Origin of the sequence: Saprospira grandis, from assembly GCF_027594745.1 — a bacterium.
GTDB classification, from domain to species: Bacteria; Bacteroidota; Bacteroidia; order Chitinophagales; family Saprospiraceae; genus Saprospira; species Saprospira grandis.
Genome location: NZ_CP110854.1, coordinates 43178 through 65579, shown reverse-complemented (window position 1 = coordinate 65579; position 22402 = coordinate 43178). Strand labels below are relative to the sequence as shown.

Sequence of the window (22402 nt, the reverse complement as noted above, 5' to 3'; positions counted from 1 at the left end):
TTTAGTCGCTAAAATGAAAAAGTAGAAGAATCGCCCAAAATTATTCTTTTATCTGCTGTTCTATCCAAGCTAGGGCCTTCTCTTTTTGCTTAAATACAGCAGCAGGAAATACAGGCTTGTTGATGCCCAATAAAAAGTTGCCCAAAAGTTTAGAGAGCGGACTCTTGACCCAAAGGGCACAAACCGCTGCCAATGGCTCTTCCTTATCGGCAAAAATTCGGCGGCCCGCTGCACTGGCCCCCTTAATCTGGCGCATATCGACTAAGAGATATACCGGGCTCTCTTTTTGGGCCGCCAAAATCCGAAGATTTTTCTTGACGGATAAAGAGTCGGCTAGCTGCATATAATAATTAGCCTCAATACGCAATAGGATAATATTGCTGTCCGCTATAAAAGACAAATGACCACAATCCATCTGAATGTGGTTGATTTCGGGATGATACGACATTTTGCTGTTGTGGATAAAATGTAATTTTAGGAACCCCCAAAGCTAAGCCCTCTCTTAGGCTTCTTTTGTGCGAAATACCACAGAAGCTTAAACAATCATTCCATCTATTAAAGGGCCATCCAATAATCAGCAAAAAGTCTCGAAAATATTCTGATATAAATTGGGATTCTAGCTAGAATAGTAGATATTTGCGAAGCATTTTTTAGATGCACTTTTATTTTTTTATTTTCAACCTAAACCAAGGGGGTTTTTATGCTAATTATCAATGTAAAAGATAGCGAGACTATCGACCGCGCCCTACGCCGTTACAAGCGTAAAGTAAGAGACACCAAATTGATGCGTGAAGTTCGTACACGCAAACACTTTGAAAAGCCATCTGTGGTGCGTCGTACAGAGAAGCTCAAAGCGGTTTACCGCGATGTTCGCGAGCGCAAGCTCGATCTCTAGCTCGCTACTTTTTTGACATTAGCTAAGGCTCTACCCCCAAAAGGTAGGGTCTTTTTTTATGTCCATTGGTCCAAATGGCCCAGCGCTAGCCAATGCCCAGACCAAGCGACCTAAGGCTTTTTTCGGTAGGTTAAAACCCACCGCAAAAATGGTATCGCTTTGCGATGACCTATGAATGAGGGTTGAAACCCTCATGAATTTAGCGGCCGCCCTTAAAGGGCGGCCGCGGGCCCCAAAAAAAACCACCCCAAAAAGGAGTGGTTCAAATCTTAAGCTAATTTCATCTCTGGACAATCATCGGAGGCGACTAAAGCCCCAGCGGTTTTTTCCCGAATCTCTTGGACCGAGACGCCAGGCGCCCGCTCCAACAAATGAAAGGCATTCTCCTTGATCTCGAAGACGCCCAAGTCAGTGACTACCTTTTTGATGCAGCCCACGCCCGTAAGTGGTAGGCTACAGCTCGGCAACAACTTTGACTCGCCCTTGCGGTTGGTATGTCGCATGGCCACAATAATGTTTTTGGCCGAAGCCACTAGGTCCATGGCACCACCCATACCCTTAACCATTTTGCCCGGAATCTTCCAGTTGGCAATATCGCCGTTTTGGGCCACTTCCATAGCGCCCAAAACGGTCAAGTCAATATGCCCCCCCCGGATCATCTCAAAGCTTTCGGCCGAGCTGAACAAAGAAGCGCCAGGCAAAGCCGTAACCGTTTGCTTGCCCGCATTGATGAGGTCGGCATCTACATGTTCTTCGGTAGGGAAGGGGCCCATACCAAGCAAGCCGTTTTCAGATTGCAGAAAAACCTGCATATTTTCGGGAATATAATTGGCGACCAAAGTGGGAATCCCGATGCCCAAATTAACATAATAGCCGTCTTGTAGTTCTTGGGCAATGCGCTGGGCAATGCCGTATTTATCGAGTGCCATAAGATTAAATTTTAAGGGTTAGGCTTGACGAACAGTGCGCTGCTCAATACGTTTTTCATAATCTACACCTTGGAAGATGCGCTGCACATAAACGCCAGGAATATGAATTTCATTGGGATGAAGTTCGCCGGGCTCAAGCAGTTCTTCCACTTCGACCACCGTGATTTTACCCGCTTTGGCCATCATAGGGTTAAAGTTTCGAGCGGTACCCTTAAAGACCAAATTACCGTGTTTGTCGCCTTTCCAGGCTTTTACCAAGGCAAAGTCGGCAGAAAGAGCCGTTTCCATAATATACATACGGCCGTCAAATTCTCGACATTCTTTGCCCTCGGCCACCTCGGTGCCATAGCCCGTAGGCGTATAAAAGGCGGGAATTCCCGCTCCGCCAGCACGGATACGCTCGGCCAAGGTGCCCTGAGGAACCAAATCGACCTCTAGCTCGCCAGACAGGAGCTGCCGCTCAAATTCAGCATTTTCGCCAACATAAGAAGAAATCATCTTCTTGACCTGTCGCTGCTGAAGCATCAGGCCGATGCCAAAATCATCTACACCAGCATTATTAGAAATGCAGGTAAGGTTTTTAATGCCAGCTTGGACCAAGGCCGAAATAGCATTTTCTGGAATGCCACAAAGGCCAAAACCACCAAGCATCAGCGTCATATTATCTTCTATGCCCTGAATGGCTTCCTGGGCATTTGCCACAACTTTGTTCATAATGGGTTATGCGATTGTTTGTTAGTAAATTACTTGAGCTTGCCCCCTAAAATGGCGCGGGCAATATTTTTTACTTGCACCGGAAATTCCTTGTCGATAATCCAGCGCAAAGTGTTGGGGTGTTTATAGGCGGGCTGCCCTTTCTGGTTGCCAAAATTAAAGAGGATAATGCCCTCTTCATTGCGGACAAAACGGCCGCCTAAATCTACTTTTCGGTTGGCTTGCTGAATAAAATCATGTAGGGCCTGCATATCATTTTTTACAGGCCGCTCATAAATTTTTTCGGTTTTCGGGTCCTGCCAATTGCTCTCCGCATAGCGCTCAATTTGCCCCTTGAGGACCTCCGCCGTAGCTCGAGTATCGGCTAGGGCATCATGGGCATTTTCCAAATTTTGCCCACAATAAAAACGCAAAGCTGCCTTAAGCGTTCGAGGCTCCATTTTATAAAAAATTTGCATGGCATCAATCAAGCGACGGCCCTCAATCGAAAACTCAAAGCCCGCTCTCGAAAATTCTTCCATCAAAACGGGAATATCAAAGCGGTTAGAATTATAGCCCGCCAAATCGGAATCGCCAATAAAATCGAGCAGCTCAATGGCCAATAACTTAAAGGGAGGCGCATCTTTGAGCTCCTGCTCACCAAGGCCATGAATGGCCAAGGCCTCTGCCGAACTCGGCTGCCCCGGATTCACCAAATAAGAGCGCTCAATAGCCGCTCCGCCATCTTTGGGGTACTTAATTAGTGCAATCTGCACAATGCGGTCCTTCATAATATCCCCGCCTGTAGTCTCTAAATCTAAAAAGCAGAGATCTTTATCCAATTGAAATTGCATTCGCCCTTTTTCTAATAAGGTAATGAAAATAAATGGCCGCTATTGGGCCAGACTCAAGATAATCAAATCTTAGAATAACTAAAGGATTTAGGCGTTTTTTGGGGCCTCCTGCCTTCGGCAGGCGCTACGTTTCGCAGCTCGCTATTCGCTCGGCCCTGCGGCGCAAAGCGCCTTGGTCTGCGGCTGCGCCGCACTGCTGCACATCGCTAGGCCAGCCAGCGCTAAGCCTATTCCTTCTCCTTAAATCCGTTTTCCCAGCGCCAACGGCCATAAGCCACTAGGGCCAGCCAACCAAAAAAGGGAATAAAATAAAGGAAGCAAATAGGGTTGCGGAAGAGCAAATAAATAGAGGCCCCAAAGCCTTTATATACCTTTACCTCTTCTCCTTTTTTGCCCTTCTGATGCCATTGTTTCTCAAATTCATGAAATAGCATGGGCCAACCCAAGGGAGTATTGAGCGGAAAACCTTTAAAGATGACTCGGAGCAGTTCGCCCAAACGGTAGGGCTGCCCGCCATGTTCGGCCTTGGCTAGGTCTAGTTCTTTCTGGCATTGCTGCTGTACCTTTTGGCGGATGTCTTCAATCTCGGCCTCGGTCAATTCTTCAAAGGCCTTGTCGGTCCATTCATAGGGCCGAATCCGAGAGCCCCGAACAAAGGTCATTTTGCTGGGAAAAGAGAGAAAGAAAGCCGCAGGAAAGAGTAAGAGCGGAGTCAAAGGACCCAAGGGAAGAAAAGGAACCCCAATTTTATTGATGGCCTTATTCACGCCTTTGTGGCTGTACATCAAAGGGGCCACATACTCGGCATTGATGGTGGAGTACCAAACAATATCCGTTTTATATTTTAAGCTCATCCGAATGAAGGAGCTAGAAAAACGCTGCAATTTATACCGACGATTAAAGCCCTTGCCAATACCAGGAACCCCCTCAGGATAAATCAATAGTTGGCCATCGGGATAATGCATCATGGTCTCAAAGTTGAGAAAGCTGGCATCTATGCCTCCCGCTAGTTTCCAAGCATGCAACATAAAATAAGGATGCATGGCTGGCGTCTGAGAAAGCATAGGGGCCGTAAGTACCCTGAGTTGCTTTTTAGGATCAAATTTATGCATTTTAGAAAGACCAGAGCCAAAAATCATCCCATCCCAAGGAAAAGCCATACCCGAGTGGTTGCTGGCAAAAATAACAGGATGTTCAGGACGGTTCCGCTCTGGAAGCTCCTCAAAGCCAATGAATTCGGGCCGAAAATAGTTTTGATCCATCAAACTATAAATCTCTCGATTGAACTGACGCACAAAGCCCATACGAAAATGATCATCATAGATATGCCTATTGGCTGCAATTTGCTCTGGCGTGCAGGCTTTTCGCTTCTTGAGTTTGGGGAGGGTCTTTTCTTTGATTTTTTTATCGCTCATGGAGTTGGTTCATTTATCACCAAATTTATAAAAAATTGAGGAGTTCTTCGATTCTCTGGCTTTTTGGTCCAAAAAAGCGATAGATTCAAAGGCTTTTACCTTTGTTCGTCGTATTTTTGCGCAAAACAGAACATAAAACTACTATGGTTAAAATTGGAGATCTTTCTTTGGGAGAATTCCCCTTTTTGCTAGCCCCGATGGAGGATGTTAGCGATCCCCCTTTTCGTGCACTCTGTAAAGAACAGGGCTGCGATATGATGTATACGGAGTTTATTTCAGTAGAAGGGCTGATCCGAGACGCAAAGAAAAGTGTAGTCAAATTAGATATTTATCCAGAAGAACGCCCCATTGGCGTGCAAATTTTTGGGGCCGAACTAGATTCTATGATGCGGGCCGCCGAAATTGTAGAAGAAGCCCAACCCGAAGTTTTAGATATTAACTTTGGTTGCCCCGTGAAAAAAGTGGTCTGCAAAATGGCTGGCGCAGGTATCTTAAGAGATATTGACCGCATGGTGGAATTGACCGAAGCCGTGGTGAAGTCAACCAAACTGCCGGTAACAGTGAAAACCCGCTTGGGCTGGGATCATAACAGCATCAAAATTGAAGAAGTGGCCGAGCGGCTGCAAGATGTAGGCATCAAGGCCCTGAGTATTCATGGCCGCACTCGGGCCCAGATGTATAAAGGCGAGGCGGATTGGTCGCATATTGCCAAAGTGAAAGAAAATCCCCGCATCCATATTCCCATTTTTGGTAATGGCGATATTGATAGCCCCGAAAAAGCTATGCTATACAAAGAACGCTATGGGGTGGATGGTATCATGATCGGCCGAGCGGCTATTGGCTACCCCTGGATTTTTAGAGAAATTAAGCACTACTTTGAAACAGGAGAAAAAATGGCTCCGCCCAATATTCATGAACGAGTAGATGCTGCTCGCCGTCATCTTATTCGGGCCGTAGAATGGAAAGGGCCCGTTTTGGGCGTTTTGGAAACCCGCCGCCATTATACCAACTATTTTCGGGGGATGCCAGGCGTGAAAGAATACCGCAAAAAACTGGTTACGCTGATGGAGCTGCCCGATCTGCTTGCCGTTTTGGAAGAAATTGAGGCCCGCTACGCCGATTATGTCTTTAGCTAAAGGCCCTTTTTGCGGTGGACAGGCGGCGAAGCCGCCGCAGGCTTAGGGACATGAAGTGGTGCGGCGCAGCCGCAGACCCAGGGGCTGAAGCGAAGCGAAAGCCCCGCAGGGCCGAGCAGACCTGCGAGCCACGGAATGGCCCGGCCGCCAAAGGCGGCAAGCCCCAAAAAAAGATACAGCATAGTCAGTTGCAGCTTCAGCCCCTATAAAAGATAGAAGAACAAGCCTAATCATAGCTCTTTGGAGCAATAACACACACACTATATGAAAGTATTTTTTACCCTCTTTTTTGTTGTCTCGAGCTGCTTTTACGGCAGCCTATGGGCACAAGAAAAAATTGATCTGCTAGACCAAAAATTAGAGGTACGCAACTTTAAATTTGAGCAAAATATCGAGATGTCCGACAAGGGGACCAAGGGAATTATGTTCAGTTTTGAGTGCCGATATCCTAGTAATAGCCGTTATTTGCTGACCTATAAGCAGCAACTTAGCGCCCGAAAATATGGGCAAGAGGTATTTAGCGATAGCAGCAGCTATTTGGTCCTAAAACCCAATGAATGGCAGAAACGCCGCCGTTTTGTGGCCTACAGAGACTTGGCTGTAGCAGCAGGTCCACAGGAGGAAATTGAGTTTATTTATGAGGTGCCAGGCCTTTTAAAGTACCGCAATACTATTTCATATACGCAGCCGCAAACCTATAGCATTTTGTTTCAGATGGAGCAGGCGGAAGTAAAGAGAACGGCTCGTTTGCTCGATTCTGGTTCGCCCAAAGAAGGGGCGCCAGATGTTTATTGGACCATTAGCACTAATGGGAGTGACTACCCGGTGTATAGCTCTAAATTGCAGCCCAATAGCTATGAGGCCCCCGCCGAAGAAGCCCAATTTTTTGCCCTAGAAGGGGAGGAGCTCTACATCAATTTTTATGATGAAGATGGTCTAGAAGATGATTTTTTGGGCCGCCTGCCACTAGCTGCAGCCAGCAAAGACTTGCGCAAATCGCAAAAAGGGGAGATGTTTGGCCAAATCAAACGGCTAAATTATACGATGGGCCTGAGCAAAAGAAGCCGACAACCCATTAGTACTTATATACAAGATGACTTTATTTATGAAGGCCGCCGAGGTGTAAAATTGGTGCTTGAGTACTTTTTGCCCAAAAGCCTAAGGGGCCAAAAAATGCGTCCCGATTTTGTTTTCTCGGATGTAGAAGGCAAAAAAGTGAAAATTCCACTTTTTTATTCTTTGGTCGAAGGCCAAGCGCAGCCCGGCGAATTGATGGAACTGCCCGAAAATGGCCGATTGAGCTATTTTATTCCGCATTATGCCTGGAACTCTTCCATTAAAAAGATTGAGTTTTACTTTGATGGAGGTGGACAAAATATTGTGGAAGCAGCACCCTATATTTTCCTCCAACCCCTAGAGTTTCCGCCCTATATGTATTATTCGGGCACCTTTGTAGAAGAAGATGTAGATTATGAAGGGGCAAAAGGAATAAAGATTAGCTTTTCTTATGCAGTAAAAGATGTGCATCAATACTCTAAATTGCGCATTAACTTTGAGAATTTACTGGGGCAACCCTTGGTCCAAACCGTTTACCCTATGCAGGAACTGCCCAAAGATAGCCTGCCTACATCTCTTTTGCATGGGGTCTATGAGCAGCCCAACATGAAGGCAAAAGATAGCTTGGCCTTTTTTATTCCTTATCTGGACCTAGATGATCCGCAAGTTCGCCTGAAGATGAGCTTGATCCCCGATTTAGAAATTCCCATTATTAACGAACGCAGCCCATTGATTGAACGCCCCGATACGCTAACTGATTTACTCTTAGAAGAGGAGTTGGCTATGGACCGGGTCCAAAATAATGATTTTGGTTATGTGGTGACCCTAAAAGCAAAATTGCCCCGCCTCTATCGGGGACGTGCTATGCTGCTGCTTGATGGATTGCGAAATGGCGTTGATTTTATAGGCTATAATACGGTAGGAGAAGGCCTAGTAGAAATAGGACAAGATAGTTTTGCACTAGCGCTAGACTCTACCCAAATTCATGTGCTTTTTCCGCATCGCCGCCTTTTGGCCAATGAAAAAGTAGCCCTTAGTTATCAGTTTGTCGATCGCAAAACGGGAGAGGTCCTATTGGCCGAACAAAAAAGCGAAAGCAAGTTGCCCAAAACCCTGCATAATGTAAGCTTTCAAATTGATCTGCAGTCACTTAAGTGGATGACAGATAGCCTGCAGCTAGATTCTACCCAAACAAAAACCAATTGGAAGTATGAAATTATGGTGGGCAATGAGGTCCAAATGAGCAAAACCCTACCCGCTCTCTTTAAAGGCAAAACCGTAAAAGAGCAGTTTAAACGCTCTTTGCGGGCCCATAGAGAGGACCGAATTCAAATTTATCTGGAAGAAAAAACAGGCGAAAATCCTCTTCGCATTCCCATCTGGAGCGGAGATTTGGGCCAGTTGCTACAAGCCAAAGGCAGTAGCAAGGCCGTTGATCAAAGCCCAGTGAAAAAGGCAAAAATTAAGCTCCGCCTCAAGCGAGCAGAGCGGAAAATAGTGAAGATGAAAGGCTAATAAACAAAAAAAGCAGCTCCTAAGAGCTGCTTTTTTTGTTTATAGCGCTGAGCTAAAATTAACGCAAGGCAATTTTGAGTACATCTTCCATGCGCTTGACATAATGAAATTCTAGGCCTTTGATATATTCGGCTTTTACTTCCATAACATGCGGACGGTTGTCCTCGCAAAGGATCAATTCTTTGACTCCAGCCCGTTTGGCCGCCAAGATCTTTTCCTTAATGCCGCCTACTCGAAGCACGCGACCTCTCAAAGAAATTTCTCCGGTCATGGCCAAATGAGAGCGCAAGGCCTTACCCTTAAAGGCAGAGGCTAGGGCCGAAAGCATAGTGATTCCCGCAGAAGGTCCATCCTTGGGCACAGCCCCGGCAGGAACGTGCAAATGCACATCTCTTTGCTCAAAAAGGCTGGCCTCAATGCCAAACTCTTCTGCATGGCTCTTAAGGTAAGAAAGGGCCAAGGCCGCAGATTCTTTCATCACATCGCCCAAGTTCCCCGTCAATTGAAGCTTGCCCTTGCCCGGGCTTAAGCTGGCCTCAATAAAGAGAATTTCTCCCCCCACTTGGGTCCAAGCCAAACCAACGGCTACACCAGCAGGCAACTTTTCTTCATAAATATCCTTAACGGTGGTTTTAATGCCTAAGGCATCTTCCACATCCTGAGCCGTACTAAAGCGAACCTGCTTTTTATCGCCCTGCGCAATTTGCTTGGCCGCAATCCGCATCAAACGAGCAATCTGGCGCTCTAGTTTACGCACGCCCGACTCCTGGGTATAATCCGAGACTAAGGTTTGTAGCGCTTTGGCCCCAATTCTAAACTGATTGCCCGAAAGCCCATGCTCTTTGCGCTGCTTGGGAATCAAGTGGCGCTTGGCAATTTCTAGCTTTTCTTCTACCGAATAACCCGATAGCTCAATGATTTCCATACGGTCCAAAAGGGCCGGCTGAATAGAACTCAAGGAGTTGGAGGTAGCAATAAAGAGCACCTTAGAAAGGTCATAATCTAACTCCAAATAGTTGTCGTAAAAGCTGCTATTTTGCTCGGGATCAAGGATTTCTAGTAGGGCAGAAGAGGGGTCGCCTCTTTGTCCACGGCCCATTTTATCAATTTCATCCAAAATGAAAACGGGATTAGAGCTCCCCGCTTTTTTCAAAGATTGAATGATGCGACCTGGCATGGCCCCAATATAGGTTTTACGGTGCCCCCGCAATTCGGACTCATCATGTAGGCCACCTAGCGACATCCGAATGTATTCTCGGTTAAGAGCCGAAGCCACCGAACGCCCCAAAGAGGTTTTTCCCACACCGGGAGGGCCCAAGAGGCAAATAATTGGCGCTTTCATGTCTTGGCGCAATTCCAAAACCGCCAAATATTCCAAAATCCGATCCTTGACCTTGTCCAAACCATAATGGTCATGGTCCAAAATCTTTTCGGCCTTGTTCAAATCAAAATTATCCTCACTAAACTCATTCCAAGGCAAATCGACCAAGGTTTCTAAGTAGTTGAGCGTAAGAGAGTAATCAGGCGCCATGGGGTTGGTGCGCTCCAATCGACGGAGTTCCCGATCAAATTTTTCTTGCACCGCTTCCGACCAGTCTTTATCCGCAGCCTTGGCCCGCAAACGGTCCACTTCTTGGCTCTGCGGATTCTCGCCCAGCTCATCCTGAATCAACTTCATCTGCTGGTTGAGGATGTAATCCCGCTGCTGCTTCTCCATCTCTTCCCGCACTTTTTCTTCCAATTCGGCCCGAATCTCAGTAATGTGCAACTGAATACTCAATTGCTCCAACAAGATTTTGGCCCGCTTGAGCAGCTTACTCTCATTGAGTAGCTCCTGCTTGGCACTCACGCTCACCTGCATATTGGTGGCCACAAAATTGACCAAAAAACCAGAGTTCTGGATTTTATGCAGCAGCTGTACCGCATCTGAAGGAATTTGCGGACTAATATCTATTAAGGCCTCACTTTTCTCTCGTATAGATTGTAAGGTCGCCTCAAACTCAATTTGCTCTTTCTTTTTTGGGGGCTCATCAACCAACAAAATAGGCTCGGCCCGCAAAAACGGAAGGGTCTGCAGCGCTTTGCGCTCTCTGCCCGTCCGACGACGCCCCTGCAAAATAGCCGTATAACTATCATCGGGCATTTTGATCAAACGAAGAATTTTAGCCACCACGCCCAAGGCATGCAAATCTTTCAATTTTGGCTCATCGACCTCCATATCTTTCTGGGCAAAAACCAAAATATGCTTACCATCTGCATAGGCATCTTGTACCGCCGCTATAGAACGCTCGCGGCCCACCGTCACAGGAATCACTACTCCCGGAAACAAAACAGTGTTCTTCAATGCCAAAACAGGAAGGTCATAACTATATTCCTCTTCTTGCATCAAACGCTCCTCTTGCTCGTCTACACTAAAAAAGGGTAAAATTTCCATTTCTTCCTCTGGACTCAAATCGTTTTCTTTTTTTGACATGCTGATTATTTGTAATGAATGCAAGCCTCTCGGCTTCTGCTGCCAGTTGCTGACAGCTTGTCAGTCGGTTTGGGCCTAAACTAAGTAGTTTTGCCCGCTTAATCTTGTTCTAACTAAAAAAAATAAGTAAACAAGCTGCTTTTTTAAACCGGCCCTCTATAAGCCAAAAGCTATTCCCTTCTATATATTCTGCCGTTTTGACTTGTTTTTTTCTGGGGCTGCCCCAGCCTGCGGCTGGGTCGGGCTGTTTCGCAGCTCGCTATTCGCTCGGCCCTGCGGCGCTTTCAGCGCCTTGGTCTGGCCTTCGGCCACTGCTGTCCATCCCTCAGCCGCGGCGCTGCGCGCCTTTGCGGCGGCTTCGCCGCCTGTAAAACGCCCAATTGGACCAAAATCAAGGGAATGCCCTTAGCGCTTTTAGTTTGTATTTATTCAAAAGTAGTAACTTTAGTTTATAAACGCAAATTTAGTTTTCTCTAAAAGAACTTTCTTTATATTCGGCAGGGCAAAAACTAGCTAGATCTAGCAGGCGGCGAAGCCGCCGCAGGCCCAGCGCTGCGGAGCGGGTGGCCGCAGGCCAGACCCAAGCCGCCAAAGGCGGCTGCAGGGCCGAGCAGACCTGCGAGCCCCGCAGCATAGCGGCGGCCAGCTCGGCTTTGCCGAGCTGGCCGCGGGCCCCAAAACATAAGAAATACAAGAGCAATTAGAGCGAGAAATTAAAGCTAATGACTCCGCCCCAATCTGGGGTTTTATTTTCACGGATGGCCATTACGGCATCTATGCGGATAATGCGGAAGAGCTTCCAGCCGATGCGGTCGATACCAAAATTGAACTCTAGATGGTTGCCTTTTTCGGGGGTATAGAGGTGGTGGACCCCCAGAATAGTTTCGAAGCCCAACTTTTTGAGGCCCGGCAATTTATTCCAGAGAAAGCCATTAAAATGGTGCTCAAAATGGGTTTGCACAAAATAATCCATCGTGCTGTGCTCATAATAAGGCAAGAGCTGAAAGCTGCGCCACTGCTTGCCATTTTGGGCAAAAAAGGTTTGGTTGCCTCTAAAATGCTGATAATCGACAAAGCGCATATTTTTGCGATTGAGGAAGTGGCCGGCCTCTGTGCGCCAGCTAAACTTGCCGATACCGGCCACCGGCAAATCGAGTTTTTGGATATAGGCGCCTAGGTAATCAAAGGCCGTCATTTCGTCGTTGAGGGCCAGGGCTTTTTTATAAATCAGCCAAATTTCGGGAATATTGCTGGGGCGATAAATGCGTTGCTTGGGGTAAGAGAGGTACTTCTGGCCAAAACGCAGGCGAAAGCGCAGGTCGAGCAGCAGGCGGTCATTGGCTTGGAAGGCCAAGGTATCTTCTGCTGGCGGCTGATTAAAATCGAGGGGCTGGTTAGAGTAAAACTCCCTTTTATCCCTAAACAATAGGCTATAATCGGCCTGATTTCTTAGGGCTTTGCGCTGGGCATATTCGGCCTGAAAGAGCAGGCGAAGGCCATTAAATAGCCGTTGAGAATAGCGCAGATGGGCAAAGGTTTTATCATAGGCCTTAATATAATTTTGCCGATAGACCAAAGAAGTATAGCTATTGATCAGCGGACTCATGGGCGGATCCTCGACAAACTGCTGGACCAAATTTCCGCCGCTGAGCGTTAGATTGGCATCATTGATTTTATTGAAGCGGAAAAAGAGGCTGCCCGAGGGGCGCAGGCGCTTATCGGCAAGGCCATATTGCAGTTTCATCTTGGCATTGAGGTAGCGGGTGTTTTCCTTATTGAAGCGCTTGTTATAGCCCAGATTAACATCTCCATAAAAGCCCTGCAACGTATTATACATTATACTATATAGAGGAGAAGAAATTGACCAACTATAGCCCTTGTTGCGTTTGCGGTAGCTATAGCCCGATAGCAGCAGGCTCCAGCTTGGGCGGTTGGCGATGCGGTCCATAGAATCAATATAGGCGGGGTCGTTGAGGACCTCCTGCAGGCTATCCTTAATATGGTACTCGACGACCTCTTTTTCGGAAAGCGGAAGGGGGCGAATACTATCCCAGTAGACCTCCGTTTTTTTGTTGGCCTCTGCCTCTACCGAAAAGATTTCACTATTGAAGAGCTTTTTGGGAAATTCGGGGGCCAAATCATACTGCTGAAAAACGCCAATAATTCCGCCTGAAATCTCGATGCCAAAGACATTGATGCCCAGTTCAATTTCCTGAGAAAAAAGTCGCCAAACGCTATCTTGCACCTCTACATGCAGCTGCTTAAATGCCACGGTATCGAGGATAGAAATATTGGCGGCCTTGCCCGTCGTTTTGAGGTCGGTACTATGGATGCACCATTCGCCATCTACAATATAAATATCGCCAAAGAAGAGTTGGCCCAAGGGGTTTTTGGGAATAACCTGGACCTGATAGATCATTTTGCCCTCATCAAAAAAGGTATTGAGCAACTTGTATTTATAGGCATTAAGGGCGCCTTGGCCAATAGGCGAGAGCAGGCGGGCATCAATCAGCTCCGTATAATTCTGGTAGAAATTCATATCCATCATGGCGGCCCCAGAATTAAAGCTAAAGCCATTATCATCGCCACTGACCTTAGAAGAAATCATTTCTTCTTTCACTTTATTACCTTGGACATAAATTTTGGATACCGATTCCGAAAGATAAACCATACCACTACCCGAGGAGTCCAGTTGCTTTCTAAACTCTGCTGTAGATTGGCCCATAATGCTTTCGGGCAATTCACTAATTTCCTGAGCGCCTTTAACATAGGCCTCGCAGCTAAAGTTTTGGACCTGATTGAGGTAAAACTTCCGCTTTTTCATAGCCTGCCGAATAATGCCATAGGCAGGATCTTCCGAGCCATCGACCACCACCTCTGGGGCCTGAAGATCTAGGGGGGCGAGCTCTACATTGAGCTCTAGTTGCTCGTTTTCGCTCCAGTTTAAGTTGATGACCTTTTTTTTGTAGCCCACATACTGAAAGACCAATTGGTACTCTCCGGGCGCTAGCCGAAGTAAATATCGGCCCTCTATATTGGAGGTGGTCCCCACCGATTCTTTTTGGAGATAAACCGAGACAAAGGGCAGGGGGTCTCCTTTTTCATCGGTCACTAAACCCGAAAGTTGGGCCAAAACTTGGCTAGAGCTGAAGCCCAGAAAAAGAAGTAAAAAGAAAATCTTGTTCATAATTGTGATTTAGGGAGTTGGAGCAATATTTAGCCCTCAAAATATAAAGCTTTTCCAACTTATGCCCCCCTGCAGCGTCTAAAAAGCGGCGACAGAAATTATTTTTGATAGCAGTTCTATCCAAAATATTTGTAATTTTGCCGCACACAACATATTTAATCACCTTAACACCAAGAAAAACAATGCGTAACCTAAGTTTACTAGCTCTTTTTCTAATGGCTGCACAGTTTGGTTTTGCCCAAAAAGGCCTAGAATTTGGCGTCACTTTCACGCCTGCCACTAGCTGGATCATCAATGATGAAGATTTTGCCCAAGGCGATGAAATGGATCTACAAGCCACTTTTGGCTACAATGCTGGCGCTCATCTAGGCATCAATTTCACAGAAGGTATGGGCCTTCAAGTTGGGCTAAACCTTTCTCAACAAGGCCAAAATTACATCAATAAAGCCTCTTCAAGCAACAAGGACGAGATGGATGTATACTCTCGTAAATTGACTTATGTCCGTGTCCCCGTTTTGCTAAAATTTAATGGAAGCACTGAAGGCTCTTTCACTTCTTATTTCCGTTTTGGCCCTCACCTAGATTTTCTGAGCAAGGCCGTTTATAACTATGAGGAAAATAGTGGTGCAGCTCTTCGTGTAGATCGTGAAGATATTGATTTGATGGAGGTGGAGAAACTGACTGGCGGAAACTATAAAATCTACAATGATGTGGTTATCGGGGCTACCCTAGAAATGGGTGGAGCTATCAACGTAGATGAAAATATGAAAATTTTGGTGCTTTTCCACCTTTCTGGCTCATTGACCAACCCCGAAGGCGAAGATGCATATAGTGCAGGTTATAGTGTAGCTAATCAACTACTTCCTTTCCCTTCAACCAACCCTTCTGCCTTCCCCGATGATGCAGGTTCTGCTTCTCGCGGCACGGCTTATAACGTAATGGGTGGACTTACTGTTGGTCTGACCTATACTATTGGTGGCGGAGAATAAACTGCTGTCACAATAAATAAAGAGTTCATCTTTTAGGACCAAGCACTTTTGTGTTTTGGTCCTTTTTTTTTGGGGCCCGCGGCCAGCAAGCTGGCCGCCGCTATGCTGCGCGGCTCGCTATTCGCTCGGCCCTTCAGCCGCCAAAGGCGGCTTTGGTCTGGCCTGCGGCCACCGCTCCGCAGCGCTGGGCCTGCGGCGGCTTCGCCGCCTGTAGAAACGCAAAATGCAAAAATCTTGGCAAGAGACTACTAACTTTTTGGCATCATTATGTATTCTTAGAGTGAAAAGGACTTTATGGACCTAGAGGCGGCGCAGCCGCCGGCTTAGGGATGGAAAGGGGGGCGGCGCAGCCGCAGACCCAAGTTTTTTGAAGCGAAGCGAAAAAAACTGCAGGGCCGAGCAGGCTTGCGAGCCCCTGAACAGCCCGGCCCGCCCGCAGGGCGGGCAAGCCCCAAAAACAAAAAATAAAACTTATGCGTCAATTTCTTTTTTCTGCTTTTCTATTGGCCTTGGGCCAGGGACTTTTTGCCCAAGAAAACCTACTTAAAAACCCTTCTTTTGAAGAGGGTTGTCATTGTGATGACAGCACCGAATTGGTGTCGATGCCCTCGGCTTGGCAGCTTACAGCTGGGCAGGTCAATTTTTTTAATCCGGGCTGTCCCTTATTGCCTGAGCGAAAAACCTATTTGCAGGCCCTAAAAATGCCTGCCCCCGCAGAGGGCAAGGTCTATGCAGGCTTGGGCTTGGCCAAAGAAGGCGAATATCTGACCGGAGAATTGGAAAGTCCTCTTCTGGCCAATACAGACTATTTGGTCAAAATGAGAGTTCGGCGGCCTATCCGTTTTTGTTATACCCCTATAGATGAACTGGGGCTGCGTTTTGATAGCCTAGCGCCCCAAAAACAAGAAGGATATGCGAGTTTGCCAGGGCCTTCTCTAAAGCTGCGAGCCGATAATGGGCTGATTCAGGAGCAGTATCAATGGCAGGAAATTTCGGCAATTTATAAGGCAGAAGGGGGCGAGCGCTACCTCACTTTAGGAAACTTTATGGACAATAATGAGCTCAGTATGCGAAATTGGGCCAAAGGAGATTGCGCCTATATTTATATAGATTGGGCTTCGGTAACCCTCTTTAAGGGGCAGGTAGATTTGGCCAGCTACCAAAAGGGCCAAGAATTTAAGGCCGAAGAACGGCTTTGGCTCAAAAATATCGTTTTTGAAAAGGCCACAGAGCGCCTCAAAGCGGAAAGCTTGCCCATTTTGGATGAATTAGCTGAAAACCTAGGGCGTTTTCCAGCGCAAAAATTTGAAATCTCTGGTCATACCGACAACAGCGGAGATGAGGGCAGCAATCGCCTTTTTTCGGAGGCTAGAGCCAAAAGCGTAGTGGATTATTTGGTGGCCAAGGGCGTATCGGCCAAGCAGCTGCAACTAAAAGGCCGAGGCAGCAGCCAAAATATCAATGCCAATGATAGCGATAAAAAAAGGGCCAAAAACTGGAGAATTGAGATCAAGGCCTTGGCCCAATAAAAAAGGGGCTGTCTTTGCAGACAACCCCTCAAACACTTGTTGATTCACCAACCTATAAGTAGGTGGACAAAACAAAAATAGAATTTTATTCAAATAAAGAGGAGTTTTACTAAACATTTTTTGGTCCAACTGGTTATTTGGCCCAAATGGAGCTGATGGCTGGCTGTTGCCAGCCTTTTCCATTGGCAAAAAGGGTGTAGGCCAAGAGCAGCTCATGATTACTGCCCAGTTGTGGTCCCAAATTGCTGGCGGTTTGGCTAAAAATATAGCTAATCCGATAGCGTTGTTTAACCGTTGTGCCCAGGGAAACCATCAGGCTGCCCTCGCTGCCATAGCCTAGGCCCAGCAAAAAGCGTTGGTCATAGATATATTGGGCATTTAGCATGACCCCAAAGGGAGAATTGAGGGCATATCTAAACCAAATCTGGGGAATAATTCGGTGTTTGGGGGCATCTCCAGCCTTTCTAAAACTGCTCGAATAAAAATCAATTTTGGTTGCGGCATGCAAATAAATATGGGCCACTCTTCTGAGGTCAGATAGGGCTTGCCCATCAGAAAAGCGGAGCTTTAGGCCCAAAATCTGAGGGACCGAAAAGCCCAGCTGAAATTGCTCTGTTTGATAAAGGGCCCCCAAGGCGGCTTCGGGCAATAATTGGCTTTCATTGTTCTGAATAATCAGCGGATCATTGGGGTCTAGGGCCGATAAATCTTGCCCCCGAAGCTGATAGTGCAAAGCCGATAAGCTAAGGCCCAAATTTAAGCGATGCCCAAACTCGCCTTTTTGGACCTTGCCGAGCTGCAATTGGTAGGCATAAGAAAATTGTAGGGCCGTATAGGAACTAGGGCCCGTTCTGTCTTGTTGCAAGGCCAATCCCCAAGCCATATTTTTATCTTCCGCCCAATGTTGATAGGCCAAACTGGCCGTTCTGGGCGATTCGGGCATATTTAGCCATTGTTGTTTGTAGCCCAACTGTATTTGCTGAACGCCTTCTTGGCCCAGACTGGCAGGGTTGAGAAAAAAGGCCTGCTGCTGATACTCCTGGCTAAGCGGAAGTTGCTGCCCAAATAAAGGCGACGCAAAGAGCAACAGAAAAAATAGATAAGGGGAGATTTGCAGCATAAAATTTAAAGCTTTAGTTTAGACTCATCAAAATAACTAATTATGAGCAAGAATAAAAAAGGGAAAACCCCCAAGATGCATAAAGATCTTGAGGGTTTCGAAATCCACATCAATGAGTTTGGCGAAATTAAGAGCTCTTTTTCTATTGATCGCCTGAATGACTTTCTCAACGAAAATGTTGATGACAAGAAACTCAGAGAAAGAGAGGGAGAGGAAGAAGACGAACAGTCAGAAGATTAAATACGTAGGCGAGCTATGGCCGCTTCTACGGTGCTGGGTTCTATCACTCTCAAAAAGACTTCCATTCTTAGAGCATTCTCATACTCTTGGAGGGCCATTTCTTTTTTGCCCAAACGTTCTGCCGCAAGGCCTTTATAATAGTAGGCATTTGCAAATTGAGGGTCAAACTTTGTGGCATTGTCAAAATGGCGCAGGGCTTTATTAAAAAAGTCTTGCGCTTTTTCTGTTTGTTTGGCCGCCTGATCTCCTTGCTCCAAATACATTAGGGCCAAGTTATAGTTGAGGTTGGGGCTCATGGGCTGCCGCAAAATCCCTTGCTCATAAGCCGCCTCTGCCTCTTCATACTTAGAGCGGAAATGATAATATTGGGCTTTGAGCAAAAGCGCATCCTCATAGGTAGAATCAATCCGCAACACATTATCAATATAGCTGACCGTATAAGGCGCATCTATTTTATCGCCCAAAATGGCCAACTGCATATAGGCATCCAAATAATCGGCATCCTGTTCTACCGTAGCCTGAAAACTTTCTAGGGCCTTGAGGGTATCGCCCATATCTCTAAGCATGCTGCCTCTCAAATAAAGGGCATCGGGCTGGCTGGGCTGTATTTTTTCTAGCTTATCTAAAACAAGCATTCCCTCCTGATACTGCTTGACAATATTCTGCATTTCGGCCAATTTTAAATAAAGGGGAACCGCTTGCGGAAAGCGATCTATGGCTTTTTCCAAGACCTTAATCGCCGAGAGCGAATGCTGATTATCAAAATAGGCATCGGCCAAAACGGCATAATATTCTACCTTAGAAGAGTCTAGAGCCAAGGCTTTTTCAGCATCCAATTCGGCTTCTTTATACAATTCGGCCTCCCAAAATGCACGAGAACGATCGGCATACAGACTAGCATCTTTGGGGCTTTTGGCTATCATCTGGCTCAGTTGGTCAATGGCCGGAATATCGTAGCTTTGTTGTGGCGATTCGTTTACATTTTCAGCACTACAGGCGCCAAATAGCCAGCTAAGTCCAAAGAATAGAAGAAAGGAATAGATGCGCATAATATCTTTTTTTAGATTTTTTTTGTTCTTTTTTGGGGCCTCCCGCCTTCGGCGGGCGCTACGTTTCGCAGCTCGCTGTTCGCTCGGCCCTGCGGCGGCTTTGCCGCCTGGGTCTGGCCTTCGGCCACTGCTGCACATCGCTAGGCCAATTGCGCTAGCGCCCAACTGTAATAATTTGGGCCAAAATTAGCACTTTTAAATTGTACGGACAATGAACTTCCTTAAAAACTCCTTTTATGAAGCTTATCCCTTTTATTTTCAGTTTTCTTATGAGTTGCTCGGCCCTTTGGGCACAACAGCTAACTAGCTCGCCCGCTTATAGTATGGGCCGAGACAAAGATTGCTTTGTTTTGGGCCAAATTGATAGCCTTTATTATGTGTATCGAGAAGGGCCAGGCAAGGAGCATGGCATTCATAGCTTCCGGATGAACCTAGAAGAGGAATGGGAGGCCACAATTAGCTATCCACGTGCAGGTTTGCTCTTTATGGAGAGTTTGCAGCAAAAGGACCGCTTTCAGCTCATCTATGCTATGCACTTTGATGGCAATACGGAAATCCGTATGAAGGAGATAGGAGCAGAGGGCCAAGAATTAGCTGATGAGGCCCTTTTGCTCTTTAAGTATTTTGTGCCTTATCGGGATTTGCGCTGGGAGCTCTCTCAAGATAAATCCGAATTATTGGTCTTTCATAAGGTGAATAACCGAGAAATAGAATGGGGCTGCTATAATTTGGCCGATCGGCAGCTGCGTTGGGAGTATAGCCTTAAAGATTTTGAGATAAAGAACTTTAAGCGTTTGGAGCATATTGTCATTTGTAATTCGGGACAGGCCCTCTTATTATTCGAGTTTCATAATCGCCTGCGGCGAGAGGACCACCATTTTTTGCTCTTCAGTATTTCTGCCCAAGGCGAGCGCAAAAAACATAAAATTGATTTTGCCCAAGCCAAAACAGATGAATACCTAGTAGATTATGATGAGCTCAACCAACAGTTATTGATTGGGGGACTTTATTATCAATCGGGCAATGAGGTAGAAGGCTTATTTTACCTGCGTTATGATATGCAAGAAGAGGCTTTGCTAAAATTCCATCCTTTTCCCGATACCTTAATCCGTAGCCTAACGGGCCAAAAGCGAAAAAACCTGCGGCGAGTAGAATACCTTCGTTTGCGAGAGCTCATTCCCCGCCGAGATGGCGGCATTTTATTGGTGGCCGAGCGCTACCGAAAGTATAATTATAACAACCATAGAACCTATTATCAGGACCATCTCCCAGCGCAGCAAACGGATTACCTCTATGAGAATATTTTGCTAACTTCTGTGCATCCCTCTGGCCAATTACATTGGCAGGAGGTTTTGTTTAAGCAGCAAAAATCAGAAAATGATGAGGGCCGCTATTCTTCTTTTTTTCTGATGAAAACGGCTCGTCATCTGCGGTTTATTTACAATGATGAAATTCGCTATTTGGGCCGAGTATATGAATATACGGTAGATGCAAGTGGGCAGGCCGAGCGGCAGCGGCTATTTGGAGAAAAGCGTTCGGGGATTTTGCCTGATTTTCAGCGGGCGAAACAGGTTTCTGCAAAAACGACCTTAGCCATTAGTGAGCGGAACAATAAGTTTCGTTTGGTCCGCCTGAGCTACGATTAGGTCCAACTGCGTTTTGCAGGCGGCGAAGCCGCCGCAGGCTTAGGGATGGACAGCAGTGGCCGTCAGGCCAGACCGAAGCGCTGAAAGCGCTGAAGGGCCGAGCGAACAGCGAGCTGCGAAACAGCCCGGCCCGCCCAATGGGCGGGCAAGCCCCAAAAAATAAATAAAACACTATTCCTCTGCCCAATTTCGAGTTCTAGAGACGGCTTTTAGCCAGCGGGCATAGCGTTTTTCTCGATCGGCAGCGGGCATATTGGGCTGAAAAGACTGAGCTTGTTTGGCCAAAAAGCCCTGAATATCGCTTTTGGTCCAGACCTTAGCGCCCAAACCGGCCAAATAGGCGGCGCCTGCGGCGGTAGTTTCTTGCAGGCTGGGGCGTAGCAGTTCGGCATCTAGAATATCGGACTGAAACTGCATGAGAAAATCATTGGCCGAGGCGCCGCCATCTACTTTGAGTTGGACCAAAGGCAGCTGGGCATCTTGTTGCATGGCCAAAAGCAGGTCTTTGCTCTGATAGGCCAGCGATTCTAGGGCCGCCCGAACGATATGGGCCTTTGTGCTGCTTCGGCTGAGGCCCAAAATGGCGCCCCGAGCGTACATATCCCAATAAGGGGCGCCCAAACCGGCAAAAGCGGGGACAAAATAAACGCCATTCGTATCCTCTACCTGCTGGGCAAAATAGCTAGAATCCTTGGCAGAATCGAGGATGCGCAGGCTATCTCGCAGCCATTGGATGGCGGCACCGGCCACAAAAACGGCCCCTTCTAGGGCATAAGTTCGCTGGCCGTCAATTTCCCAAGCTACCGTAGTGAGCAAGCCAGAATTTGAGCTTTGGGGTTGATTTCCTGTATTCATCAGCATAAAACAGCCCGTTCCATAGGTGTTTTTTACGCTACCTGCCTGCCAGCAGCCTTGACCAAAGAGGGCCGCTTGTTGGTCGCCAGCTATACCCGTAATGGGAATTTCTGCCCCAAAAAGAGCGGGATCTGTATGGCCAAAAAGGCCAGAAGAGGCTGAAATTTCGGCTAAAATATGAGCGGGAATGCCAAAAATATCCAACAATTTGGGGTCCCATTCTCCAGTATGTAAATTATAGAGTAGGGTTCGGCTAGCGTTGCTGGGGTCGGTTTTATGGACCTTTCCGTTGGTCAGTTTCCAGAGCAGCCAGCTATCAACGGTGCCAAAACAGAGCTGTTCTTTTTCGGCTAGGGCTTTGGCTTGGGGAACATGTTCTAGGATCCAGCGTATTTTGGTGGCCGAAAAATAGGCATCGGCTAGCAGGCCCGTTTTTTGGCGCAGATAATCGGCATGGCCAGCTTGTTTGAGTTCTTCGCAATAGCTGGCGGTTCGGCGGTCTTGCCAAACGATGGCTCTATGAACGGGGCGGCCCGTTTTTTTATCCCATAAAATGGTAGTTTCTCTTTGGTTGGTAATGCCAATGGCTTGAATAGCCTGGGGAGAAATTTGCATTTTTTCGATCAGGCGCTGGGCCACTTGCAATTGCGAGCGCCAAATTTCTTCGGCATCATGTTCTACCCAAGCTTCTTGGGGATAATATTGTTGAAATTCTTGTTGTTCGAGGCCGAGCAATTGGCCATTTTTATCAAAAAGCAGGGCTCTAGAGCTGCTTGTTCCTTGGTCTAAGGCGAGAATCATGATAGTGGCGTATTTTGGTC

17 protein-coding genes are annotated in these 22402 nt (G+C 46.9%); 7 read left to right on the top strand and 10 right to left on the bottom strand.

Going from position 1 to position 22402, the window contains the following annotated elements:
- Positions 1 to 40: 40 nt before the first annotated feature.
- Complete coding sequence (locus OP864_RS00270) at positions 41 to 448, bottom strand: DUF7793 family protein (RefSeq protein WP_270099332.1); 408 nt, start codon at positions 446 to 448, stop codon at positions 41 to 43.
- Between the two features lie 252 nt (positions 449 to 700).
- Here OP864_RS00270 and rpsU point away from each other — a divergent pair, with 252 nt between their 5' ends.
- Positions 701 to 895, top strand: a complete 195-nt coding sequence (rpsU, locus tag OP864_RS00265; RefSeq protein ID WP_014373077.1) for a 30S ribosomal protein S21 — start codon at positions 701 to 703, stop codon at positions 893 to 895.
- Positions 896 to 1164: 269 nt separating this feature from the next.
- Here rpsU and OP864_RS00260 read toward each other — a convergent pair whose 3' ends face one another.
- The 4 genes from OP864_RS00260 to OP864_RS00245 all read right to left on the bottom strand — a co-directional run bounded on the left by OP864_RS00260 (position 1165) and on the right by OP864_RS00245 (position 4786).
- Entirely contained in the window at positions 1165 to 1824 is a 660-nt protein-coding gene (locus OP864_RS00260) for a CoA transferase subunit B (RefSeq protein ID WP_014373075.1), read from the bottom strand.
- Between the two features lie 18 nt (positions 1825 to 1842).
- Positions 1843 to 2538 (bottom strand): CoA transferase subunit A, encoded by a 696-nt coding sequence (locus tag OP864_RS00255; RefSeq protein ID WP_270099331.1) that lies wholly within the window; start codon positions 2536 to 2538, stop codon positions 1843 to 1845.
- A gap of 29 nt (positions 2539 to 2567) precedes the next feature.
- Positions 2568 to 3371, bottom strand: coding sequence for a 3'-5' exonuclease (locus tag OP864_RS00250; protein ID WP_270099330.1), 804 nt, complete (start codon positions 3369 to 3371; stop codon positions 2568 to 2570).
- A gap of 227 nt (positions 3372 to 3598) precedes the next feature.
- Positions 3599 to 4786 carry a lysophospholipid acyltransferase family protein gene (locus OP864_RS00245; protein WP_270099329.1) on the bottom strand — a complete coding sequence of 396 codons (1188 nt, stop codon included), beginning with the start codon at positions 4784 to 4786 and terminating at the stop codon, positions 3599 to 3601.
- A gap of 143 nt (positions 4787 to 4929) precedes the next feature.
- Between OP864_RS00245 and dusB the strand changes: the two genes are divergently transcribed.
- Together dusB and OP864_RS00235 are read left to right on the top strand one after the other, a co-directional pair.
- Positions 4930 to 5922: a tRNA dihydrouridine synthase DusB gene (gene dusB / locus OP864_RS00240; protein ID WP_270099328.1), complete on the top strand. Its 993-nt coding sequence runs from the start codon at positions 4930 to 4932 to the stop codon at positions 5920 to 5922.
- Positions 5923 to 6186: 264 nt separating this feature from the next.
- Positions 6187 to 8493, top strand: coding sequence for a hypothetical protein (locus OP864_RS00235; RefSeq protein ID WP_270099327.1), 2307 nt, complete (start codon positions 6187 to 6189; stop codon positions 8491 to 8493).
- Positions 8494 to 8551: 58 nt separating this feature from the next.
- Here the strand turns inward: OP864_RS00235 and lon are convergent, their stop codons facing one another.
- Positions 8552 to 10966, bottom strand: a complete 2415-nt coding sequence (gene lon, locus OP864_RS00230; protein WP_270099326.1) for an endopeptidase La — start codon at positions 10964 to 10966, stop codon at positions 8552 to 8554.
- A 700-nt stretch (positions 10967 to 11666) separates the two neighbouring features.
- Positions 11667 to 14153 carry a DUF5686 and carboxypeptidase regulatory-like domain-containing protein gene (locus OP864_RS00225; protein ID WP_270099325.1) on the bottom strand — a complete coding sequence of 829 codons (2487 nt, stop codon included), beginning with the start codon at positions 14151 to 14153 and terminating at the stop codon, positions 11667 to 11669.
- 182 nt (positions 14154 to 14335) lie between these two features.
- Between OP864_RS00225 and OP864_RS00220 the strand changes: the two genes are divergently transcribed.
- Both OP864_RS00220 and OP864_RS00215 read left to right on the top strand, forming a co-directional pair.
- Positions 14336 to 15142, top strand: coding sequence for an outer membrane beta-barrel protein (locus tag OP864_RS00220; RefSeq protein ID WP_270099324.1), 807 nt, complete (start codon positions 14336 to 14338; stop codon positions 15140 to 15142).
- Positions 15143 to 15615: 473 nt separating this feature from the next.
- A complete protein-coding gene (locus OP864_RS00215; RefSeq protein WP_270099323.1) occupies positions 15616 to 16671 on the top strand; it encodes an OmpA family protein in 1056 nt (351 codons plus the stop codon).
- Between the two features lie 133 nt (positions 16672 to 16804).
- Here the strand turns inward: OP864_RS00215 and OP864_RS00210 are convergent, their stop codons facing one another.
- On the bottom strand, positions 16805 to 17791 hold the full coding sequence (locus tag OP864_RS00210) for a PorP/SprF family type IX secretion system membrane protein (RefSeq protein ID WP_270099322.1): 987 nt from the start codon (positions 17789 to 17791) through the stop codon (positions 16805 to 16807).
- A 42-nt stretch (positions 17792 to 17833) separates the two neighbouring features.
- Between OP864_RS00210 and OP864_RS00205 the strand changes: the two genes are divergently transcribed.
- Positions 17834 to 18031, top strand: coding sequence for a hypothetical protein (locus OP864_RS00205; RefSeq protein WP_014373057.1), 198 nt, complete (start codon positions 17834 to 17836; stop codon positions 18029 to 18031).
- On the opposite strand, the gene OP864_RS00200 is transcribed toward OP864_RS00205, so the two are convergent.
- Positions 18028 to 19080, bottom strand: a complete 1053-nt coding sequence (locus OP864_RS00200) for a tetratricopeptide repeat protein (RefSeq protein WP_270099321.1) — start codon at positions 19078 to 19080, stop codon at positions 18028 to 18030. The genes OP864_RS00205 and OP864_RS00200 overlap by 4 nt on opposite strands.
- 236 nt (positions 19081 to 19316) lie before the next feature.
- Here OP864_RS00200 and OP864_RS00195 point away from each other — a divergent pair, with 236 nt between their 5' ends.
- Positions 19317 to 20726: a hypothetical protein gene (locus OP864_RS00195; protein WP_270099320.1), complete on the top strand. Its 1410-nt coding sequence runs from the start codon at positions 19317 to 19319 to the stop codon at positions 20724 to 20726.
- A 171-nt stretch (positions 20727 to 20897) separates the two neighbouring features.
- On the opposite strand, the gene glpK is transcribed toward OP864_RS00195, so the two are convergent.
- Positions 20898 to 22382: a glycerol kinase GlpK gene (gene glpK / locus OP864_RS00190; RefSeq protein WP_270099319.1), complete on the bottom strand. Its 1485-nt coding sequence runs from the start codon at positions 22380 to 22382 to the stop codon at positions 20898 to 20900.
- Positions 22383 to 22402: the final 20 nt, after the last annotated feature.